General features: G+C 72.9%; 16 protein-coding genes and 1 pseudogene. 13 read left to right on the top strand and 4 right to left on the bottom strand.

The annotated features are described in order from the left end of the window. Nucleotides 1–44 precede the first annotated feature (44 nt). Nucleotides 45–1,454, bottom strand: a complete 1,410-nt coding sequence (gene radA / locus ACH4NX_RS35720; protein WP_351401048.1) for a DNA repair protein RadA — start codon at nucleotides 1,452–1,454, stop codon at nucleotides 45–47. A 359-nt stretch (nucleotides 1,455–1,813) separates the two neighbouring features. Here radA and ACH4NX_RS35715 point away from each other — a divergent pair, with 359 nt between their 5' ends. Beyond that, nucleotides 1,814–3,661: a hypothetical protein gene (locus ACH4NX_RS35715; RefSeq protein WP_398130109.1), complete on the top strand. Its 1,848-nt coding sequence runs from the start codon at nucleotides 1,814–1,816 to the stop codon at nucleotides 3,659–3,661. Between the two features lie 169 nt (nucleotides 3,662–3,830). On the opposite strand, the gene ACH4NX_RS35710 is transcribed toward ACH4NX_RS35715, so the two are convergent. Beyond that, nucleotides 3,831–4,670 carry a hypothetical protein gene (locus tag ACH4NX_RS35710; protein WP_351401053.1) on the bottom strand — a complete coding sequence of 280 codons (840 nt, stop codon included), beginning with the start codon at nucleotides 4,668–4,670 and terminating at the stop codon, nucleotides 3,831–3,833. Nucleotides 4,671–4,741: 71 nt separating this feature from the next. Between ACH4NX_RS35710 and ACH4NX_RS35705 the strand changes: the two genes are divergently transcribed. From ACH4NX_RS35705 to ilvD, 4 genes are all read left to right on the top strand, one after another. Beyond that, a complete protein-coding gene (locus ACH4NX_RS35705) occupies nucleotides 4,742–5,674 on the top strand; it encodes a Ppx/GppA phosphatase family protein (protein WP_351401055.1) in 933 nt (310 codons plus the stop codon). 289 nt (nucleotides 5,675–5,963) lie between these two features. Then, nucleotides 5,964–6,821, top strand: coding sequence for a sugar phosphate isomerase/epimerase (locus ACH4NX_RS35700; RefSeq protein WP_351401057.1), 858 nt, complete (start codon nucleotides 5,964–5,966; stop codon nucleotides 6,819–6,821). Beyond that, nucleotides 6,818–7,429 (top strand): TetR family transcriptional regulator, encoded by a 612-nt coding sequence (locus ACH4NX_RS35695; protein ID WP_398130108.1) that lies wholly within the window; start codon nucleotides 6,818–6,820, stop codon nucleotides 7,427–7,429. The genes ACH4NX_RS35700 and ACH4NX_RS35695 overlap by 4 nt, the downstream gene beginning before the upstream one ends. A 131-nt stretch (nucleotides 7,430–7,560) precedes the next feature. Continuing rightward, on the top strand, nucleotides 7,561–9,414 hold the full coding sequence (gene ilvD / locus ACH4NX_RS35690; protein ID WP_398130107.1) for a dihydroxy-acid dehydratase: 1,854 nt from the start codon (nucleotides 7,561–7,563) through the stop codon (nucleotides 9,412–9,414). A gap of 75 nt (nucleotides 9,415–9,489) precedes the next feature. On the opposite strand, the gene ACH4NX_RS35685 is transcribed toward ilvD, so the two are convergent. After that, on the bottom strand, nucleotides 9,490–11,661 hold the full coding sequence (locus tag ACH4NX_RS35685; RefSeq protein ID WP_398130106.1) for a serine/threonine-protein kinase: 2,172 nt from the start codon (nucleotides 11,659–11,661) through the stop codon (nucleotides 9,490–9,492). Nucleotides 11,662–11,856: 195 nt separating this feature from the next. On the opposite strand from ACH4NX_RS35685, the gene ACH4NX_RS35680 reads away from it, so the two are divergent. The 8 genes and pseudogenes from ACH4NX_RS35680 to ACH4NX_RS35645 all read left to right on the top strand — a co-directional run. After that, a complete protein-coding gene (locus tag ACH4NX_RS35680) occupies nucleotides 11,857–12,252 on the top strand; it encodes an SH3 domain-containing protein (RefSeq protein ID WP_351401065.1) in 396 nt (131 codons plus the stop codon). Nucleotides 12,253–12,322: 70 nt separating this feature from the next. After that, the gene (locus tag ACH4NX_RS35675; protein ID WP_398130105.1) at nucleotides 12,323–12,844 is read left to right on the top strand and encodes an EamA/RhaT family transporter; all 522 of its coding nucleotides are present in this window, start codon (nucleotides 12,323–12,325) and stop codon (nucleotides 12,842–12,844) included. 83 nt (nucleotides 12,845–12,927) lie between these two features. Further along, nucleotides 12,928–13,734, top strand: coding sequence for a class I SAM-dependent methyltransferase (locus ACH4NX_RS35670; protein WP_351401070.1), 807 nt, complete (start codon nucleotides 12,928–12,930; stop codon nucleotides 13,732–13,734). Between the two features lie 32 nt (nucleotides 13,735–13,766). Then, nucleotides 13,767–14,597: an ABC transporter ATP-binding protein gene (locus ACH4NX_RS35665; RefSeq protein WP_398130104.1), complete on the top strand. Its 831-nt coding sequence runs from the start codon at nucleotides 13,767–13,769 to the stop codon at nucleotides 14,595–14,597. Further along, the gene (locus ACH4NX_RS35660) at nucleotides 14,594–15,400 is read left to right on the top strand and encodes an ABC transporter permease (protein ID WP_351401074.1); all 807 of its coding nucleotides are present in this window, start codon (nucleotides 14,594–14,596) and stop codon (nucleotides 15,398–15,400) included. Before ACH4NX_RS35665 ends, ACH4NX_RS35660 begins: the two co-directional genes overlap by 4 nt. Before the next feature lie 133 nt (nucleotides 15,401–15,533). After that, on the top strand, nucleotides 15,534–16,346 hold the full coding sequence (gene proC, locus ACH4NX_RS35655) for a pyrroline-5-carboxylate reductase (protein ID WP_351401076.1): 813 nt from the start codon (nucleotides 15,534–15,536) through the stop codon (nucleotides 16,344–16,346). Nucleotides 16,347–16,576: 230 nt separating this feature from the next. Then, on the top strand, nucleotides 16,577–17,311 hold the full coding sequence (locus ACH4NX_RS35650) for a hypothetical protein (protein WP_398130103.1): 735 nt from the start codon (nucleotides 16,577–16,579) through the stop codon (nucleotides 17,309–17,311). Between the two features lie 12 nt (nucleotides 17,312–17,323). Beyond that, nucleotides 17,324–18,445: pseudogene (locus tag ACH4NX_RS35645) on the top strand (LamG domain-containing protein); the annotation flags it as partial. A 120-nt stretch (nucleotides 18,446–18,565) separates the two neighbouring features. Here the strand turns inward: ACH4NX_RS35645 and trpS are convergent. Beyond that, on the bottom strand, nucleotides 18,566–19,576 hold the full coding sequence (gene trpS, locus ACH4NX_RS35640; protein WP_398130102.1) for a tryptophan--tRNA ligase: 1,011 nt from the start codon (nucleotides 19,574–19,576) through the stop codon (nucleotides 18,566–18,568). Between the last annotated feature and the right edge of the window lie 542 nt (nucleotides 19,577–20,118).

Raw genomic sequence — 20,118 nt, 5'->3', positions numbered from 1 at the left:
TGTCGCACACTCGGTCGTACGGACGGGCGAGACCAGGGCAAAGTCTACCGGCGGTCCTCCTCCTCCCGTGGGGCCTCTCGCCGACGCGAACGCGGAAGTACGCGCAGGGCGTCCCCCATGTCCGCGACTTCCAGGACCTTCATGCCGTCAGGGACCCTGCCGGGGTCGGTCGGTACCAGGGCGTGCGTGAAGCCCAGACGGTGCGCCTCGGAGAGCCGGCGCTGCACGCCCGTGACCCGTCTCACCTCACCGGCGAGGCCGACCTCGCCGATCGCGACGAGGTTCTTGGGCAACGGGCTGTCGCTGGCGGCCGACGCGAGGGCGAGCGCGATGGCCAGGTCGGCGGCCGGCTCGGAGAGCTTCACACCGCCGACCGTGGCGGAGTAGATGTCCCTTTTGCCCAGGGCGCTGATGCGGCCGCGCTGCTCCAGGACGGCCAGCATCATGGACACGCGGGACGTCTCCAGGCCGGAGGTCGTCCGCCGCGGGGACGGGATCTGGGAGTCGACGGTGAGCGCCTGCACCTCGGCCACCAGCGGGCGGCGGCCCTCCAGGGTGACGGTCAGGCAGGTGCCGGGCACGGGCTCCGCGCGGCGGGTGAGGAACAGCCCGCTGGGGTCGGTCAGGCCGGTGATGCCCTCGTCGTGCAGCTCGAAGCAGCCGACCTCGTCGGTGGTGCCGTAGCGGTTCTTGACGCCCCGGACCAGCCTGAGGCGCGCGTGGCGGTCGCCCTCGAAGTGCAGGACGACGTCCACCAGGTGCTCGAGGAGGCGGGGGCCGGCGATGGCTCCGTCCTTGGTGACGTGGCCCACGAGGAGAGTGGACATGCCGCGGTCCTTGGAGGCGCGGATCAGGGCGCCCGCCACCTCCCGCACCTGCGCCATGCCGCCGGGGGCGCCGTCGATCTCGGGGGAGGCCACCGTCTGCACGGAGTCGAGGATCAGCAGGGACGGCTTGACCGCGTCCAGGTGTCCGAGGACCGCCGCGAGGTCGGTCTCGGCGGCGAGGTACAGATGGTCGTCGATGGCCTTGATGCGGTCGGCGCGCAGCCGCACCTGGCTCGCCGACTCCTCACCCGTGACGTAGAGGGTCTTGTGCTGCTCGCTCGCCGACTTGGCCGCCACGTCCAGCAGCAGCGTGGACTTGCCGACGCCGGGCTCGCCTGCGACGAGCACCACGGCGCCGGGCACCAGGCCGCCGCCGAGCACCCGGTCCAGCTCGGGCACGCCGGTGGAGCGGGCGGTCGCCTGCCGGACGTCCACCTGGCCGATGGGCAGCGCCGAGGTGGTGACGCGCCCCGGCGTCGTCGTACGCACCGCGGGCGCGCCGTACTCCTCGACCGTGCCCCAGGCCTGGCATTCGGGGCAGCGGCCGAGCCACTTGGCCGTCTGCCAGCCGCACTCGGTGCAGCGGTAGGACGGCCGTTCCTTGGTGGACTTCGTACGGGCAGCCATGCACGAACCGTAACCGCCCGCACTGACAACACACGCCACGAGAACCAAGCCCCCACGAGACCGGCCGCCCCACCCCGTCGCCGATGAGCCGTTCCCGCCGCCCCGGCGCCCCGCCGCCGGTTCAGCCCCGCGGCCGGGTCGCCGCCGCCCCGTCCCCGCCCCGTCGTCCGCCGCCTCCGACCGGCCTCCAACCGGTCTCCGACCGGCCCCATCCACCCCGAACGGGCCACCGCTCACCCTGGTCCAGCCGCGGAACGACAGCTTCCTGTCCCCTTATGAGGGATCGTTTCACCCGTACGGATTAAAAGCGGCCAATGCGCCAGTCCGCGCCACCCATAGCCCCCTACGGTCGCCGGGTGATGAGGAGCAGTCCGGAGACCACGACCCGCACGACCGGCGCCCACCGGACGCGCCGGGAGGCGCGCGACCGCATCGCGGCGCGCACGCTGGCGCAGCGCCCGCCCGCGCGCTACGACGCGTACGACGCGTATCTGGACGGCCTGTTCACGTACTGCCTGTCCGTGCTCTGCGACCACGACGCCGCGACCGCCGCCCTGGGCGATGTCCTCGTGCTCGCCGACCGCCGCGGCCACCGAGGCCCGGAGTCCGCCGGGGACCGCAGGGCCTGGCTGTACGCGCTGGCCCGCTGGGCCTGCCTGCGCAAGCTGGCCGAGGCCAAGCGGCAACGTCCGAGCAGTCACGCGGCGGGCCGCCCCGGCGTCGGCCGACAGCGCCCCGCGCCCTCGGCCGCCGCGTACGGCGAGCGGGACGGACACGACGGACACGACGGGCATGACTGGTGTGACGGGCATGACGGGCAGAAGGCGGCCGACGAGGAGCAGCGGCGGTCCCACCGCGACCGCGACCTCGCCCTCCTCGCCTGGCCGGAGGCCGCCGGCACCACCCCGGAGCAGCGCGAGGCCCTCGAACTCGCCGTGCGCCACCACCTCGCCGCCCATGAGGTCGCCGCCGTCCTGGGCATGGACCTGGCCGTCGCCCGGGAGCTGCTCGCCTCCGCCGCCTGCGAGGTCGAGCGCACCCGCGCGGCCCTCGCCGTCGTGGAGACCGGCACCTGCCCGGGCGTCGCCCGCCTGACCGGCGACGACCAGTACGTGTTGAGCGCGGCCCTGCGCCGCGAGCTGGTCCGGCACGTCGACGACTGCCCGCGCTGCCGCCGTACCGCCGAACGCGCGATCCCCGGCCGCTGGCCCGGCACGAGCGTGACGCCCGCCGAGCTGCCCGTCCTGGTGGCCCCCCGCGCGGCACTGCATGTCGCCATGGAGCATCCCCCCCGCGCGCGGGGCTCGGCCCCCCGCTTCGACCGGCGCGGCTTCCCGATGGCCCCCAAGGACCGCGCGGCCCGGCGGGACCGCCTCCGCGCGCGTGCCGTCACCACGACCGTCGTCGCCACCGTCATCGCCGCCCCCGTCCTCGCGCTGTGGGCCGCCTACCGCGGCACCCCGGTGGGCGAGGGCGAGGACGGCCGCTCGGCCACCGCCAGCGAGGCCCAGCACCCCGACGGCCCGGACGGCGAGTCCGCGGACGGCGGCCACGGCTACGAGAACACCGGCAACGCGACCACCACCCCCGGCACCCGCTTCGGCAGTAACGGCAAGGCCGACGTCTCCGTCGAGGTCGTCAGCGTCCCCGGTGCCGCCGAGAAGGGCGCCGGCCACCTGGAGGTGACGGCCGGCCACTACGGCGACACCACGCTGGTCGCCCTCACCGCGACCGGCGACGCACCGGTGCGCTGGGCGGCGTCCACCAGCGCCCCCTGGCTCTACCTGAGCCAGTCGTCGGGCACCCTGCGCCCCGGCGAGACCCTGACGGTCAAGGTGTACGTCGACCACCTGCGCGAGCCGTCCGGCCACTGGAGGGCCCGGGTGGCCGTCTCGCCCACCGGTGCCGTCGTCTCCATCGAGGGCTACGGCACCGCGCCCAGCCCGTCGCACCCGGGCCCGCGCCCCGGTGCCCCCGGCGACTCCACGTCCCAGCCCTCCCCGTCCGACCCCGGCCCGGAGCCGTCGTCGTCCCCCTCGGCACCCACCGACCCGACGCCCACCACCGACCCGTCACCCACCGACGACCCGTCGCCCACGTCGCCCGATCCGGACCCGACACCCACCGGACCGTCCCCGACCGGCGGCACGGGCGGTTCGTCACCGCTGCCGGGCGACAGCGGCACCCCGGGCCCGACCGGCTCGTAGAACGCCCTGAGACCGTCCCCGGCTGCCCGGCACCTACGATCCCGAGCCTCCCGCGGCCGAGCCTCAGCGGCTCCTGGCCTTGTGGCGTCGGCTTCGTGCCCCCGCCTCAGCGGCTCTCGGCCCAAGTGGCGTCCGGCCTGAGTGGTTCCCGGCCTTGTGACGCCCCGCCTCAGCGGGCAGGGTCCGCCGGATGCGGTGCCAGCAACGGCAGCTGCGAGGCCAGCCGCTCCTCGCAGAGCTCGGCCAGCCGGTCGTAACCCGCCTTGCCCATCAGCTCGACCAGTTCCGGCCGGTAGGAGACGTACACCGGGTCACCCGCGCCGTGCGCCGAGGTCGCCGAGGTGCACCACCAGTGCAGGTCGTGCCCGCCCGGGCCCCAGCCGCGCCGGTCGTACTCACCGATCGACACCTGCAGAACGCGCGTGTCGTCGGGCCGGTCGATCCACTCGTACGTCCGCCGGACCGGGAGCTGCCAGCACACGTCCGGCTTGGTCTCCAGCGGCTCCCGGCCCTCCTTCAGAGCCAGGATGTGCAACGAGCAGCCCGCGCCTCCGGCGAAGCCGGGCCGGTTCTGGAAGATGCACGAGCCCTGGAAGGGCCGGGTCTGTCGGGAGCCCTCGTCGTCCTCGGAGACCCAGCCGTGCTCGGTGCCCTCGGCGTGGTGCTGCCAGACGTCCGGCGTGAGCCTGGCCACGTGCCCGGCGACCCGCTTCTCGTCGTCCTCGTCGGAGAAGTGGGCGCCCAGCGAGCAGCACCCGTCGTCCGCGCGGCCCGCCTGGATGCCGTGGCAGCCGCTGCCGAAGATGCAGTTCCAGCGGGAGGTCAGCCATGTCAGATCGCACCGGAAGACCTGTTCGTCGTCCGCCGGATCCGGAAACTCCACCCACGCGCGCGCGAAGTCGAGGCCCTTCTCGTCAGCGAAGCCCTTCTCGTCGCCCTGGCCGCCCATTGTGTTCTTCTTGTCCTTCTTGGCCGACTTTTCGTCCTTCGCCTTTTTCGTCTTTGGCACGGCTCCAGGGTAAGACGCCCGAGCCGGATGACGGCACCGCCGCCCGGCCCGCTGGCAGTAGCGTTCCGTACATGAGACTCGGTGTCCTCGACGTGGGTTCGAACACGGTGCATCTGCTGGTGGTGGACGCGCACCCGGGCGCGCGTCCGCTGCCCGCCCACTCGCACAAGGCGGAACTGCGCCTCGCCCAGCTCCTCGACAAGGACGGGGCGATCGGCCCCGACGGCGTCGACCGGCTGGTCGCGGTCGTCCGGGAGGCGCTCCAGGCCGCCGAGGACAAGGGTGTCGAGGATCTCCTGCCGTTCGCCACCTCCGCCGTGCGCGAGGCGACCAACGCGGACGACGTCCTCGCGCGCGTGCGCGACGAGACCGGCGTCGAGCTGGCGGTCCTCAGCGGTGCCGAGGAGGCCCGGCTCACCTTCCTGGCCGTCCGCCGCTGGTTCGGCTGGTCCGCGGGCAAGCTGCTGGTCCTCGACATCGGCGGCGGCTCCCTGGAGATCGCGTACGGCATCGACGAGGAACCCGACACCGCCGTGTCGCTGCCGCTCGGCGCGGGCCGGCTGACCGCCGCCCGGCTGCCCGGCGACCCGCCCCACGCGGACGACGTCAGGGCGCTGCGCCGCCACGTCCGTACCGAGATCGCCCGTACGGTCGGCGACTTCAGCCGCTTCGGCGCCCCCGACCACGTGGTCGCCACCTCCAAGACCTTCCGGCAGCTGGCCCGCATCGCAGGCGCCGCCCGCTCCGCCGAGGGTCTCTACGTCCAGCGCGAGCTGAAGCGGGCCTCCCTGGAGGCCTGGGTGCCCCGCCTGGCGGCCATGACCAGCGCCGAACGCGCCGAACTCCCCGGTGTCTCCGAGGGCCGCGCGGGCCAGCTCCTGGCCGGCGCCCTGGTGGCCGAGGCCGCGATGGACCTCCTCCACGTGGAGAGCCTGGAAATCTGCCCGTGGGCGCTGCGGGAGGGCGTGATCCTGCGTCGGCTGGATCACATGGGCCAGGGATGACGCGCCCCGCAAACGGCACGGGGCCGTGTCGGCGCGCGGCTCCGCGGGGTGGGGTGCGGGTGGTGTCGGTGTGCGGCTCCGCGGGGTGGGGTGCGGGTGGTGTCGGTGTGCGGCTCCGTCGGGTGGGGTGCGGGTCGTGTCGGCGCGCGGTCCCGCCGGGTGGTCGCGGGCCGTGTCCCCGCGCGGGCGCGACAGGCCACCACCCACCCCGCGCTCGCCCTATGGCACTCACCACAACGGCGAAAGGGCCCCCCGCGCCCACCCGGCCCCACCCCGTAACCTGACCCTCGTGGCAGAACCAAGGGACGTCGTCCGAACCCCGGACGTGAAGGTCGCCCTGTCGACGGCTTCCGTCTACCCGGAGTCGACGGCGACGGCCTTCGAGATCGCCGCACGCCTCGGATACGACGGGGTCGAGGTCATGGTGTGGACCGATCCGGTCAGCCAGGACATCGACGCGCTGCGCAGACTCAGCGACTACCACCGGATGCCGATACTCGCCGTGCACGCGCCCTGCCTGCTCATCACCCAGCGCGTCTGGTCCACCGACCCCTGGGTCAAGCTCCAGCGCGCCCGCGCCGCCGCCGAGAAGCTCGGCGCGTCCGCCGTCGTCGTCCACCCGCCGTTCCGCTGGCAGCGGCAGTACGCCCGGGACTTCGTCAGCGGCATCTGGCGGATGGCGGACGAGACGGACGTGCGGTTCGCCGTCGAGAACATGTACCCCTGGCGCTACCGCGACCGCGAGATGCAGGCGTACGCCCCCGACTGGGACGTCACGAAGGACGACTACCGCCACTTCACCATCGACCTCAGCCACGCCTCCACGTCCCGCACCGACGCCCTCGACATGCTCGACCGCATGAGCGACCGCCTCGGCCACGTCCACCTCGCCGACGGCAAGGGCTCCGCCAAGGACGAGCACCTCGTCCCCGGCCGCGGCGACCAGCCCTGCGCCGAGGTGCTGGAGCGCCTCGCGCACACCGGCTTCGACGGCCACGTCGTCATCGAGGTCAACACCCGCCGCGCGATGTCCAGCGCCGAACGTGAGGCCGATCTCGCGGAGGCACTGGCCTTCACCCGCCTCCACCTGGCGTCGCCGGCGTCGGCGGGTCCCTCGGGCCCGGCGACGAAGACGGACCGCAGGTGAGCGACGCCGCCGACGGGACCCGCCGACGCGGCCGCCCCCCGCGCACGGAGTCCGCCGGCACCCGCGACCGCATCCTCTCCACGGCCCGCGAGGAGTTCTCCGAGCGCGGCTACGAGAAGACGTCCGTACGCGGTATCGCCAAGGCGGCGGGCGTGGACCCGGCGCTGGTGCACCACTACTTCGGCACCAAGGAACAGGTCTTCGAGGCGGCCGTCGAGGTCGCCTTCGCACCGGTGCTCGGGGCCCCCGAGGCGATCGGCGACGGCCCCCTGGACGGGGTCGGCGAGCGCCTCACCCGCTTCTTCTTCGGCCTCTGGGAGAACCCGGCCACCCGTACTCCGCTGCTGGCCATCGTCCGCTCCGCCCTGAACAACGAGACCGCCGCCGCGGTCTTCCGCCGCCTGATCGCCACCCAGCTGCTGCGCCGCATCGCCGCCCGGCTGGACCTGCCGGACGCGGAGCTGCGCGCCGAGCTGGCGGCCGCGCAGCTGGTGGGGTGCGCGGTGCTCCGGTACGTGATCAGGGCGGAGCCGCTGGCCTCGGCGGACCCGGAGCGGATCATCGCCCGCCTGGCCCCGGTCGTACAGGGCCACCTCACCGGCCCCTGAAGCCCCCTTCACACGGCGTCGCCGGCGAGACGGGCATCCCGTAATCCCGTAATACGGACACCCTGTCCCGGCCCCTGGATGACCGGCGTACGCTCGACGACAGTCATTACCCTCCGAAGGAGCGAGCGACGATGCCCGAACTGAGGTCCCGCACAGTCACCCACGGCCGCAACATGGCGGGCGCCCGCGCCCTTATGCGTGCCTCCGGTGTACCCGGCGCGGACATCGGGCGGAAGCCGATCATCGCGGTCGCCAACAGCTTCACGGAGTTCGTGCCGGGCCACACCCACCTCGCCCCGGTCGGCCGGATCGTCGGCGAGGCGGTCGTCGCGGCCGGCGGCATCCCGCGCGAGTTCAACACGATCGCGGTCGACGACGGCATCGCGATGGGCCACGGCGGCATGCTCTACTCCCTGCCCTCCCGCGACCTGATCGCGGACAGCGTGGAGTACATGGTCGAGGCCCACTGCGCCGACGCCCTGATCTGCATCTCCAACTGCGACAAGATCACCCCGGGCATGCTCAACGCGGCGCTCCGCCTGAACATCCCCACGGTCTTCGTCTCCGGCGGCCCGATGGAGTCCGGCCGCGCCACCCTGGTCGACGGCACGGTCCGCACCCTGGACCTGGTCGACGCGATGTCGGAGGCGGTCAACGACAAGATCTCCGACGCGGACATCCTCCGTATCGAGGAGAACGCCTGCCCGACCTGCGGCTCCTGCTCCGGCATGTTCACCGCCAACTCGATGAACTGCCTGACCGAGGCCATCGGCCTCTCCCTCCCCGGCAACGGCTCGGTCCTGGCCACCCACACCGCCCGCAAGGCGCTCTACGAGAACGCCGCGCACACGGTGCTGGACCTGACCCGCCGCTACTACGAGCAGGACGACGACTCGGTCCTGCCCCGCAACATCGCCACCTCGGCGGCCTTCGAGAACGCCATGGCGCTGGACATCGCGATGGGCGGCTCCACCAACACGATCCTGCACCTGCTGGCCGCCGCCCAGGAGGCGGAGGTCCCCTTCGGCCTCACCGAGATGGACGCCCTCTCGCGCCGCGTCCCCTGCCTGGCCAAGGTCGCGCCCAACGTCGCCAAGGACCGCACGTACTACATGGAGGACGTGCACCGCGCCGGCGGCATCCCCGCCCTCCTCGGCGAACTGCACCGCGGGGGCCTGCTCAACGAGGACGTGCACTCCGTCCACAGCCCGTCCCTGGCCGACTGGCTGAAGACCTGGGACGTCCGCGGCGGCTCCCCGTCCCCGGAGGCCCTGGAACTGTGGCACGCGGCTCCCGGCTGCGTCCGCTCCGCCGAGGCCTTCTCCCAGTCCGAGCGCTGGGACACCCTGGACGAAGACGCCGAGGGCGGCTGCATCCGCTCCGCCGAGCACGCGTACTCCAAGGACGGCGGCCTCGCGGTCCTGCGCGGCAACCTGGCGGTCGACGGCTGCGTCGTGAAGACGGCCGGCGTCGACGAGTCGATCTGGACCTTCGAGGGCCCGGCGGTCGTCTGCGAGTCGCAGGAGCAGGCCGTCGAGAAGATCCTCACCCAGCAGGTCAAGGAGGGCGACGTCGTCGTCATCCGCTACGAGGGCCCCAAGGGCGGCCCCGGCATGCAGGAGATGCTCTACCCGACCTCGTACCTGAAGGGCCGAGGCCTCGGCAAGGCCTGCGCCCTGGTCACCGACGGCCGCTTCTCCGGCGGCACCTCGGGCCTGTCCATCGGCCACGCCTCGCCCGAAGCGGCGGCCGGCGGCACCATCGCCCTCGTCGAGGACGGGGACCGGATCCGCATCGACATCCCGAACCGCTCCATCGAGCTGCTGGTCGACGACGCCGAGCTGACCCGCCGCGAGCAGGCCCTGAACGGCGTGTACGCCCCCAAGAAGCGCGACCGCAAGGTCTCCGCGGCCCTGAAGGCGTACGCCGCGATGGCGACGAGCGCGGACAAGGGCGCGGTGCGCGACGTCAGCAAGCTGGGCTGACCGCCAGCCCCGCCAGCCCCGCCAGCCCCGCCAGTCCCGTCTGCCCCGCCAGTCCGGCGGGGCCGCCGGGCGGGGTCACCAGGCGGCCGGGTCCCGTCCCTCCACGCCGAAGACGGTCCCGTCGGGCGCACCGGCGTAGACGTGACCGCCGGCGAGTACGGGCGCCGGCAGCGCGGCGGGGACGCGGTCGGAGCCGGCGCCGAGCCGCGGCCGGGTCTGCCCGAGCAGCCTGCCCTCGCGCGCGTCGACACCGAGCAGTCGCCCGTCGGGAGCGGTGACGTACACGTGCCGTCCGTCACAGACGGGCACCGAGCCCCGGCTCACGCCCGTCTCCAGCCGCCACTCCTGCTTTCCCGCGGCCATGTCGACGGCCACCAGCGAGCCACCCGCACCCATGAGGTAGACGGTGTCACCGCGCACACCGGCCTCCGCCTGTGCGACCGGCACGGGCAGCTCCACCCGGCGGGTGGTCCCGGTGCCGGGTGTGTACCGGACCACCCCCTTGGCGTCCCCGTAGACGGCCCCGTCGGCGAGGAGGTACACGGACCCGTCGGCCGCCGTCCCCACGGGCGTCAGCGACCCCTCCAGCCGCGCGTCCCACCGCACGTCGCCCGTCGCCGGATCCACCGCGGTGACCCTGGTCCCGGCCCCGTCCGCGGACGGACTCGCCGCGTACGCCGCCGCTTCCCCCGGCTCCCCGACGACCGACGAGAAGTACGGCACCGCCTGCCCCGGAATCCGGCGGGACCACTTGGTCTCGCCCGAGGAACTGTCCACGCCGGTGACCGTGCCGTCGGAGCGGGTGAGCAGGAGCATGTCGCCGACCGCCCGCAGCCCGTCGTACTCGGGCACGTCTTCCTGCCACACCGGCTCGCCCGTGGCGGGGTCCAGCGCCTCCAGGTCACCGATCCGGCCGAGGGAGGGCTGGACGAGGCCGCCCGACACGACCGGCGGTTCGCTCCGGGTCGCCCCCGCCACGTCGTGCCGCCACAGCGTGCCGCCGTCGGCCGGATCGACGGCGAGGACCAGCCCCGGTCGCGCGCACAGCAGCCTGTCCGCCGCATACGAGCACTGCGGCATGCCGGAGCCGGCCGCCGAGGCGGGCACCGCCTCCCATTCGCCGAAGCCGCCCGGCGCGCTCTGTGCGGCGGCGGTCTTCCGCGTCTGCTCCGTGCCGTCGAGCACCTGGACCGAGGCCAGCCCGCCGATCACGGCGAGGCAGAGCGCCCCGGCCACCAGAACCGTCCGCCGGCCCAGGCGCCGCGCGGACCGCTCCCGGGGCACGTCGGCCCGGGCCCCGGGCTCACCCGCCCCTGCCTCCGGCGTGTCCTGGGGATTCGGCGCGTCCTGCCTCCGTGTCCCCGGTGTGTCCTGCGCCCGTGTCCCCGGCGCCGGTACGAACACCTGCGTGTCGTACGCCGCCGCCGCCGACCGCAGTTCCCGCATCAGCTCGTCCGGCGTGGGGCGGTCCTCGGGCTCCTTGGCCAGACACCGCAGCACCAGTGGCGCGAGCGTCTCCGGCACGCCGGTCAGGTCGGGCTCGTCGTGCACGACCTGGTAGGCGACGACGTACGGGCTGTCGGAGTCGAAGGGCCCGCGCCCGGTCGCCGCGTGCACGATGAGCGACCCGAGCGCGAAGACGTCGGCCGCGGGGCCCACCTCCCGGGGCCGCCGGAACTGCTCGGGCGCCATGAACGGCGGCGTACCGATCAGCTTCCCGGTCTCCGTGCGCAGTTCGCTGTCCTTCGGCCGGGAAATGCCGAAGTCGATGACCTTCGGCCCGTCCTCGGCCAGCAGTACGTTGCTCGGTTTCAGGTCACGGTGCACGACCCCGACCCGGTGGATGTCGCGCAGCGCCTCCGCGAGCCCGGCCATCAGCCGGCGCGACTGGTCCGGGTCCATGGGGCCGTTCCGCTTCACCTGCTCGGAGAGCGTCGGGCCGGGGATGTACAGGGTGGCCATCCAGGGGCGCCCGGCATCCGGATCGGCGTCGACGACGGGCGCCGTGAAGGCCCCGCTCACCCGCCGCGCGGCGGCCACCTCCTGCCGGAACCGCCCTCTGAACTCGGGGTCCATGGCGTACCGGGCGTGTACGACCTTCACCGCGACCCGCATCCCGGAGGTGCTCCGGGCCAGATGAACGACGCCCATGCCACCCGAGCCCAGACAGGACTCCAGACGGTAGTGACCGGCGTACTCCGGAAGTTCCGCTTCCGCGCCCGCTCCGGCGTTCCGCTGCGGCGCCATGGAACCACCCCCGTGCTGTTCGTCCCCGCGCGCGACGTTTCGGAGCCTAGTCGATGGGTCGTACGGGACCGAGGCGGCTTGCTAGCCTCCGTGTGCGAGTCGCGAACTGATGTTTCGTGGCTGGTTTTTACGCGTGTTCCATGGAGATCAACGTGACCCCACGAGACTCGCGGGGCGCGACGGGGGAGGCTTTTCATGTCTGTCGACCAGATCACGGACGTCGAGGGCGGGGACGAGACGGCGACCGCGGTGGCAGCCGCGGCGGCAGCCGCGGGGACGACCGCGGAAGCCACCGCGGCACCGACCGCGGAGGCCGTCACCACGGCGGCGTCGGCTGCCATGGCCGCGGGCTCCTACCCGGTCGCTCCGGGCTACCGGCTGAACGTCCGCAGCGGCCCCGGCACCAACTACTCCGTCGTCCGGGCCCTGCCCGAGGGCGCCAGCGTCCGGATCAACTGCCAGTCACCCGGCACCCGCGTGTCGGGCCCGTACGGCACCTCGAACATCTGGGACAACATCGGCAGCGGCCAGTACGTCTCCGACGCCTACATCCGCACCGGCAGCGACGGGTACGTGGCCCCCCGCTGCTAGAACGCGCCCGTCCCGCCCCGTCTCCCATCCCACCCGGAGCCCGCGGCACCCCCGGCGCCATAATCGACCCGTGAGCGCAGAGAACGGTACGAACGGCATCCCGGACACCCCCGCGGGCTCCACGCCCCCCGCCGGTCCCCGCCCCGAACCCATCCGGTTCTACGGCACGACCTGGGTGAACCACGACAACGGCTACGCCGCGCGCCGGGCCGGCCTGGCCGTCGGCTCCCTCGCCGCGGCGGCCGCCGCCTGTTTCGTGCTCCGCATCGCCTACCAGGGCCTCCAGATCGCCGACATCGGCAGCTTCGTCTCGCTGCTGGTGATCGTGATGTTCGCGATCTGCAGCGCCCTGGCCTTCCGCCACACCTGGTCCGCCTTCACCAGCCGACCCGACCCGGACCGTCAGGCCTCCCTCCGCGGGCTGCTGGCCATCGGCTTCGTCGGCTCGCTCCTCGCCTACTTCTTCCGCACCTTCGCCGAGGCCCCGGGCGAGAAGCTCCACCGTGCCGAGTACGACAAGGCCCGCGAGGACTACGAGAAGCGCACCACCCGCCGCTCGGGCAACCCGTCCAAGAAGCGCCGCCGCCGCTAGGACCCGCCCGAGCCCCCGCCGACCGCCCGTCTCCTTCCCGAAAAACCCGCTGCGCGCCAGAACCCCCCGGCCACCATGGCCGTATGACGACACCCGTGCCGCCCGGGCCCTCCGTGGCCCCCGGACCCGCCACCCACACCGCCCGAGCCCGCTCCTTCAACGCCGCCGCGGCCCAGTACGCCGCCAACCGGCCCTCCTACCCGCCCGCCCTCTTCGACACGATCGAGGAGCTGACCGGCCGCCCCCTGGCAGGCTCCCGCGTCGTCGACGTCGGCGCCGGTACGGGCATCGCCACCGCCCGCCTGCACGCGCGGGGTGCCGACGTGATCGCCGTCGAACCCGGCGCGGGCATGGCCACCGAGTTCCGCCGCACACTGCCCGGCGTGCCGATGGTGCGGGGCGACGGCAACGCCCTCCCCCTCGCCGGCCACTGCGCCGACCTCCTCACCTACGCCCAGGCCTGGCACTGGACCGACCCCGCCCTGGCCGTCCCGGAGGCGCTGCGTGTGCTGCGTCCGGGCGGCGCGCTCGCGCTGTGGTGGAACACCAGCGCTCTCGACGTGCCGTGGATCGCGGCTGCCGCGGAGCGCGCCGACCGGCACTTCGGGCTGGACATCTCCGCCGAGCAGCGAAACCTCGACGCCCACGTCGCCGACCCCGCCGGCCGTCTCGACCTCACCCACCGCGACGTCCGCTGGAGCCGCCGCGTCCCCCTCGCCACCCACCTGGCCAACCTCGGCAGCCACTCGGTCTTCCTGACCGACACGGAGGAACGCCGCACGGCCTTTCTGGCCGAGGAGCGCCGGCACCTCCTGACCCTCTTCCCGGACGGAATCGTCGAGGAGACGTACGACGCCCGCCTCCTGCTCGCGACGACCCCGACGGCTTGACGCGACCCACACCCGGGAGGAGTATTCATCGCATGATGAATTACTCCTCCCCACCCCCCGAAGGACCACCCCCCGAAGAAGAGGGCGGCGGCGTCCCCGCCCCACCGGCCGTCCGCGCCGAGAACCTCACCGTCGTACGCGGCTCCCGCACCGTCCTGCGCGCCCTCGACTTCACCGTCCCGCGCGGCCGGATCACCGGCCTCCTCGGCCCCTCCGGCTGCGGCAAGTCCACCCTCATGCGCGCGATCGCCGGCACCCAGGCCAAGGTCACCGGCACCCTGGACGTCCTCGGTCACCCCGCCGGCCACCCCGCCCTGCGCACCCGCATCGGCTACGTCACCCAGGCGCCGTCCGTCTTCGACGACCTGACCGTCCGCCAGAACCTCGACCACTTCGCAGCGATCCTCGCCCCCGGCCGCGCGGCCGCCGACCACCGCCACGACGACGTCACCCGCGCCATCACCGACGTCGACCTCACCACCCACGCCGACGCCCTGGCCGGGAAGCTCTCCGGTGGCCAGCGCAGCCGGGTCTCCCTCGCGGTGGCCCTCCTCGGCGCCCCCGACCTCCTGGTCCTCGACGAACCGACGGTCGGTCTCGACCCCGTCCTGCGCCGCGACCTCTGGAACCTCTTCCACTCCATCGCCGCGGACCGCGGTGCCACCCTCCTCGTCTCCTCCCACGTCATGGACGAGGCCGAGCGCTGCCACCGCCTCCTCCTGATGCGCGAGGGCGAGATCCTCGCCGGGGACACCCCAGGCGCCCTGCGCACCCGCACCGGCTCCGAGACGGTCGAGGAGGCCTTCCTGCACCTGGTCGACGAGGCGACGGCGACGGCCCGCACGAAGGAGCCCACCCCATGACCACTCCCACGACCCGCACAACCACCCCCACGCCCCCGGCCGCCACCCGCCCCCGCCCTCGCCCCCTCACCCTCTCCCGCACCACCGCCACCGCGACCCGGGTCCTGCGCCAGCTGAGCCACGACCCCCGCACCATCGCGCTCCTGATGCTGATCCCCTGCGTGATGCTGTTCCTGCTCCGCTACGTCTTCGACGGCAGCCCGCGCACCTTCGACAACATCGGCGCCTCGCTCCTCGGGATCTTCCCGCTGATCACGATGTTCCTGGTCACCTCCATCGCGACCCTGCGGGAGCGCACCTCGGGCACCCTCGAACGCCTCCTCGCCATGCCGCTGGGCAAGGGCGACCTCATCGCCGGCTACGCCCTCGCCTTCGGAGCCCTCGCCGTCGTCCAGTCGGCCCTCGCCACCGGACTGGCGGTCTGGTTCCTGGGCCTCGACGTGACGGGCAGCCCCTGGCTCCTCCTCCTGGTCGCCCTGCTCGACGCCCTCCTCGGCACGGCACTGGGCCTCTTCGTCTCGGCCTTCGCGGCCTCCGAGTTCCAGGCGGTCCAGTTCATGCCGGCCGTGATCTTCCCCCAGCTCCTCCTCTGCGGCCTCTTCACGCCGCGCGACCGGATGCACCCCGCCCTGGAGGCCGTCTCCGCCGTCCTCCCCATGTCCTACGCGGTCGACGGCATGAACGAGGTCCTGCGCCATCCCGGCATGACCACCGCCTTCGTACGGGACGCCCTGATCGTCGCGGGCTGCGCACTCCTGGTCCTGGCCCTGGGCGCGGCCACCCTCAAACGCCGGACGGCATAACCGCCCCACCGGCACACCCGCCTCCACCGGCATCCCGCCCACCGGACGCCCCACCCCCACCCACCCCCGGGATGCGAGGATGACGCCGACGGACGACGCACCCCAGACAGGGCACCGGAGGGCACCGAAAGCCATGACCCACAAAGTCGCAGTCCTCGGCACCGGCAAGATCGGCGAAGCCCTGCTCAGCGGAATGATCGGAGCCGGCTGGGCCCCCGCCGACCTCCTGGTCACCGCCCGCCGCGAGGAACGGGCCGAAGAGCTCCGCACCCGCCACGGAGTCACCCCGGTCACCAACGCCGAGGCCGCCAAGTCCGCCGACACCCTGATCCTCACGGTCAAGCCGCAGGACATGGGCGCCCTCCTCGACGAACTCGCCCCGCACGTCCCAGCCGACCGCCTGGTCATCAGCGGCGCGGCCGGCATCCCGACCGCCTTCTTCGAGGAACGCCTCGCCCCCGGCACCCCGGTGGTCCGCGTCATGACGAACACCCCGGCCCTCGTCGACGAGGCCATGTCCGTCATCTCCGCCGGCACCCACGCCACCGCCGCCCACCTGACCCACACCGAGGAGATCTTCGGCGCCGTCGGAAAGACCCTCCGCGTCCCCGAGTCCCAGCAGGACGCCTGCACCGCCCTCTCCGGCTCCGGCCCTGCGTACTTCTTCTACCTGGTCGAAGCCATGACCGATGCCGGCATCCTCCTCGGCCTGCCCCGCGACAAGGCCCACGACCTGATCGTCCAGTCCGCGATCGGCGCCGCGACCATGCTCCGCGACAGCGGCGAACACCCGGTCAGGCTCCGCGAGAACGTCACGTCCCCCGCCGGCACCACCATCAACGCCATCCGCGAACTGGAGAACCACGGCGTCCGCGCCGCCCTCATCGCCGCCCTGGAAGCCGCCCGCGACCGCAGCCGCGAACTCGCCTCCGGCACCAAGGACTGACCTCCCGGCGGACCGGTCGACCAGGCCGCTCGCCCAGGCACGTCGCCCCAGTCGCGGCCGCCCCCCAAATGCCTTGACGCCGTATGAGCAGGGAGATTGAATCCGTGCTCATGCCAAGATCGTGAAGGAAGAGAGGGCATTCCGTGTCACTGGGGTGGGGACGAACAGGCGGGAACGGACATGACCGAAGACGGCGCAGGGGATACGGGGTCACGGCCGCCACGCTCGCCGTGGCGGCAGCCGCTCTGACGCTGCCCACGACGACGGCCCACGCCGCGTCCGCAGGGCCGGACGTCCCGCCGTCGCAGCACGCGAGCGAGCGGGCCCGAGCGGCGGTCACCCAGGCAGCCCAGCGCCAACAGGGCTCGGAGGAGGCCGATACCACGGCACCGCTGCCTCCTCGTATCACCCTGGCCGCTCCGTACACGGAGTGTTCGTCCAACGACTGCCGCAAGGGCGGCGGGCCAGGAGTGGCCGCGAAGATCTCGTTCGCCCCGAACGAGGCCGACACCGGCATCGTCTCCTACCAGTACATAATCTCCTCGCAGGACACTTGGTCGTCGGTGACAGGCGCGACCGCCACGGTCACCCACACCCCGCAGCAGTCGGGGTTGTACCGGCTCCAGGTCAAGGCAGTGGACGAGACCGGCTGGCCCGGGTCACCCGCCTACCTGGACTTCATGGTCGCGGCCGGCCAGAAGGACATCGGCCGCTGGCACTTCGACGAGGTGAGCGGCGCCGCACTCGACTCCGGCGCGGAGGAGGGGACGGCGCGGCACGACGCGACGCTCACCGGCGGCGCGACCCGCGACGACCGGGGACGGCGCGGGGTCCGGACTCACGACTCCCTGGGGACGGATCTGCCGTCCCCGGTCACGGACCGCGGCCTGGCCCTGGACGGCAACAGCGGATACGCGGCGACGAGCGGCCCCGTGGTGGACACCCGCGAGTCCTACACCCTGTAGGCCTGGGTACGCCCCGACACGCTGGGTGGCACCGACCGGACCGTGCTGGCACAGGACGGCGGCTTCCGCCTGTCCTATGACGCGGCCCGGGGCGCCTGGGCGCTGCGGCCGTCCCTGCCCGCCGGCGCCGGCCACAGCACCCTGGTGGCCGAACAACCGGCGACCTCGGAGGTATGGACCCATCTCACCGCGGTGTACGACGCACCGGCCGATGAGACACGGCTGTATGTGAACGGCCGCCTCCAGGCCACCGGCACCGCGCCCGTTGAGGGTGCGGCGGACGGACCGCTGCAGTTCGGCCGCGCGCTGTCGGACGGGTCGCCCACTGAGTACACCGACTACTTCGACGGCTCCATCGACGAGGTCGCCGTCTGGCAGCGGACCCTGACCGACACCGAGATCGCCGACGAGGCACGGCTCACGCTCAACGGCGGCCGCAACGCCGTCGAACTGGTGGCCGGCTGGTCGGCCGGTGGAGCGACCGGCACCGCACTCACCGACACGGTCTCCGGATACGGCCCCGAGCTGGCGCTGTCCGGCGGCGCGACCCTGGACGGCGAGACGCTCGTACTGGACGGCGTGGACGGAGCGGCGGCAGCGGGCGGCCCACTGGTGGACGGCACCGGTTCGTTCACGGTGAGCACGGAGGTCACGCTGGACGGAGCCGCCGTTTCCACGTGGGACGTCGGCCGCGTCGGCCAGGTCGTGGGCAGGCGCGCGGCAGACGGCTCCACCTGGGGACTGTGGTACCGAGCCAGTAAGGAGACGGTCTTGGACGAGGACACCTTTGAGGAGAAACAGGTCCCCGTCGGCTACTGGTGCTTCGGCCGCCTGAACGCCGACGGCACCCACGACGCGATCACCTCCGTAGACGCCGCCCAGCCGGACGAACCCGTCCGGCTGACCGGGGTATACGACGCGCAGGACGGAACGATCGAGCTCTACGTCGGACACAACCAGAACTACGACGCGATGCCCTTCACGAACACCTCCGGCCTGGGTGAGTTCACCGTCGGCGGCACGACGGACGGCGACACCTGGACGCGTCACCTGCCCGTGCGCATCAAGGACATCGGGGTCTGGGCCGGCGCGATGGCCTCGGCCCAGCAGATCACGGAGGTGACAGGCGTCTGACCGAGGCCGCCCGGCCGGTGCGGGTTCACCGCACCGACTGGGCGTCGGCCACGCCCGCCCCGCGTCAACCGGCGAATCCGGGAACGCGGGGTTCATGTCGCCTCGGTCAGGACCTCGCGCCTACCGGGCCGCGTTCACGGGAGGCAGCAGCCCGATAGCCCGGTAGGCGGCGTCCACGGTCGGCCGCGCCATCGCCCGGGCCTTCCGAGCACCCTCCCGGAGCACGCCCTCCACATACCCGGGGTCCGCGCACAGCTCCTGGTGCCGCTCCCGGACGGGCCGCAGCACCTCGACGACGGCCTCCGCGGTGTCCTTCTTCAACGCGCCGTACGAGTCGTAGGCACCGGCCAGCTCCGCCGGCTCCCCGCCCGTGCAGGCGGCGAGGATCTCCAGCAGGTTCGCGAGCCCCGGCCGCTCCTTCCGGTCGTACACGACCTCGCGCCCGCTGTCGGTCACGGCCCGCATGACCTTCTTCCGCACCACGTCCGGCTCGTCCAGCAGATAGACGATCCCCGGCCCGACGTCGTCGCTCTTCCCCATCTTCGACGCCGGCTCCTGCAGGTTCATCACCCGTGCCGCCACCGCCGGACTCGTGGCCCGCGGCACCACGAACGTGTGCCCGTACCGCTGGTTGAACCGCACCGCCAGATCCCGCGCCAGCTCCACGTGCTGCGTCTGGTCGTCCCCCACCGGCACGTCGTCCGTCCCGTACGCCAGGATGTCGGCCGCCATCAGCACGGGATACGTCAGCAGCGACAGCCGCACACTGCCGCCCCGCTCCCTTTCCCGCGCGGCCTTCTCCTTGTACTGGATCATCCGCCGCATCTCCCCGTCGGTGGCGACGCACTCCAGTACGTACGACAGCCGGGCGTGCTCGTCCACGTGGCTCTGCACGAACACGGTGCACAGATCCGGATCCAGTCCCGCCGCCAGCAACAGGGACGCCGCCTGCCGGCTCAGTCTGCGCACCCGTGCCGGATCGTGGTCCACGGTCAGTGCGTGCAGGTCCACGACGCAGAACAGCGCGTCCGACCGGTGCTGGTCCTCCCCGGCCCACCGCCGCACGGCTCCCAGATAGTTGCCCAGCGTCAGGTGCCCGGTCGGCTTGATCCCACTGAAGACCCGTGTCATCTCTCCACCTCCTGGTCAGGGCCGCCGCCACCCGCCGGCCGCCCCTCCTGGAGGGAGATACGAGAACGGCCGCCGAAGCGGCGGCCGTTGAGTGCATACGTGCGTACGGCCGCCGTCAGGCGGCCCACCAGAGCTGGGTGCACGTACGCGTCGTCACGCCTCCCACGGTACGCCCGCGCAGGCCGTATGGCCCGAGGTTTGACACGCCCGTCCCACACTCGTAGTGTTCTCCGAGTTGTCCGACGTGAGCGCCGACCCCGGTCGGTCCCCGGACAGCGATTCCGCAAGTACCAACCACGTCTCGACGAACAGTCGCGCTGTCGGCGTCGTCGTCCTGTCGGTGCGTGCAATTGCGGAATGAGGAATCCGAGTCCGAAAGGACACGGTCCCCGATTAGCTCGGGAGCCGGGAATCCGCTAGAGTCTCACCTCGTCGGAACGGCCCAAAAGCCGCGAAGACAAACCCCGCTGACTGGGAATCAGGCCCGAAAGGATCTGATAGAGTCGGAACCGCCGGAAAGGGAAACGCGAAAGCGAGAACCT

It is taken from the genome of Streptomyces sp. NPDC017225 (assembly GCF_044331465.1).
Classification (GTDB): domain Bacteria; phylum Actinomycetota; class Actinomycetes; order Streptomycetales; family Streptomycetaceae; genus Streptomyces.
The sequence above is the reverse complement of the archived record's forward strand: the minus strand, read 5'-3'. Positions and strand labels throughout refer to the sequence as shown.

What these genes read in the sequence shown, in the direction of transcription:
- radA (WP_351401048.1), bottom strand. Translation starts at nt 1,454, where the DNA reads ATGGCTGCCCGTACGAAGTCCACCAAGGAACGGCCGTCCTACCGCTGC.
- ACH4NX_RS35715 (WP_398130109.1), top strand. Translation starts at nt 1,814, where the DNA reads ATGAGGAGCAGTCCGGAGACCACGACCCGCACGACCGGCGCCCACCGG.
- ACH4NX_RS35705 (WP_351401055.1), top strand. Translation starts at nt 4,742, where the DNA reads ATGAGACTCGGTGTCCTCGACGTGGGTTCGAACACGGTGCATCTGCTG.
- ilvD (WP_398130107.1), top strand. Translation starts at nt 7,561, where the DNA reads ATGCCCGAACTGAGGTCCCGCACAGTCACCCACGGCCGCAACATGGCG.
- ACH4NX_RS35685 (WP_398130106.1), bottom strand. Translation starts at nt 11,661, where the DNA reads ATGGCGCCGCAGCGGAACGCCGGAGCGGGCGCGGAAGCGGAACTTCCG.
- ACH4NX_RS35680 (WP_351401065.1), top strand. Translation starts at nt 11,857, where the DNA reads ATGTCTGTCGACCAGATCACGGACGTCGAGGGCGGGGACGAGACGGCG.
- ACH4NX_RS35670 (WP_351401070.1), top strand. Translation starts at nt 12,928, where the DNA reads ATGACGACACCCGTGCCGCCCGGGCCCTCCGTGGCCCCCGGACCCGCC.
- ACH4NX_RS35665 (WP_398130104.1), top strand. Translation starts at nt 13,767, where the DNA reads ATGATGAATTACTCCTCCCCACCCCCCGAAGGACCACCCCCCGAAGAA.
- ACH4NX_RS35660 (WP_351401074.1), top strand. Translation starts at nt 14,594, where the DNA reads ATGACCACTCCCACGACCCGCACAACCACCCCCACGCCCCCGGCCGCC.
- proC (WP_351401076.1), top strand. Translation starts at nt 15,534, where the DNA reads ATGACCCACAAAGTCGCAGTCCTCGGCACCGGCAAGATCGGCGAAGCC.
- trpS (WP_398130102.1), bottom strand. Translation starts at nt 19,576, where the DNA reads ATGACACGGGTCTTCAGTGGGATCAAGCCGACCGGGCACCTGACGCTG.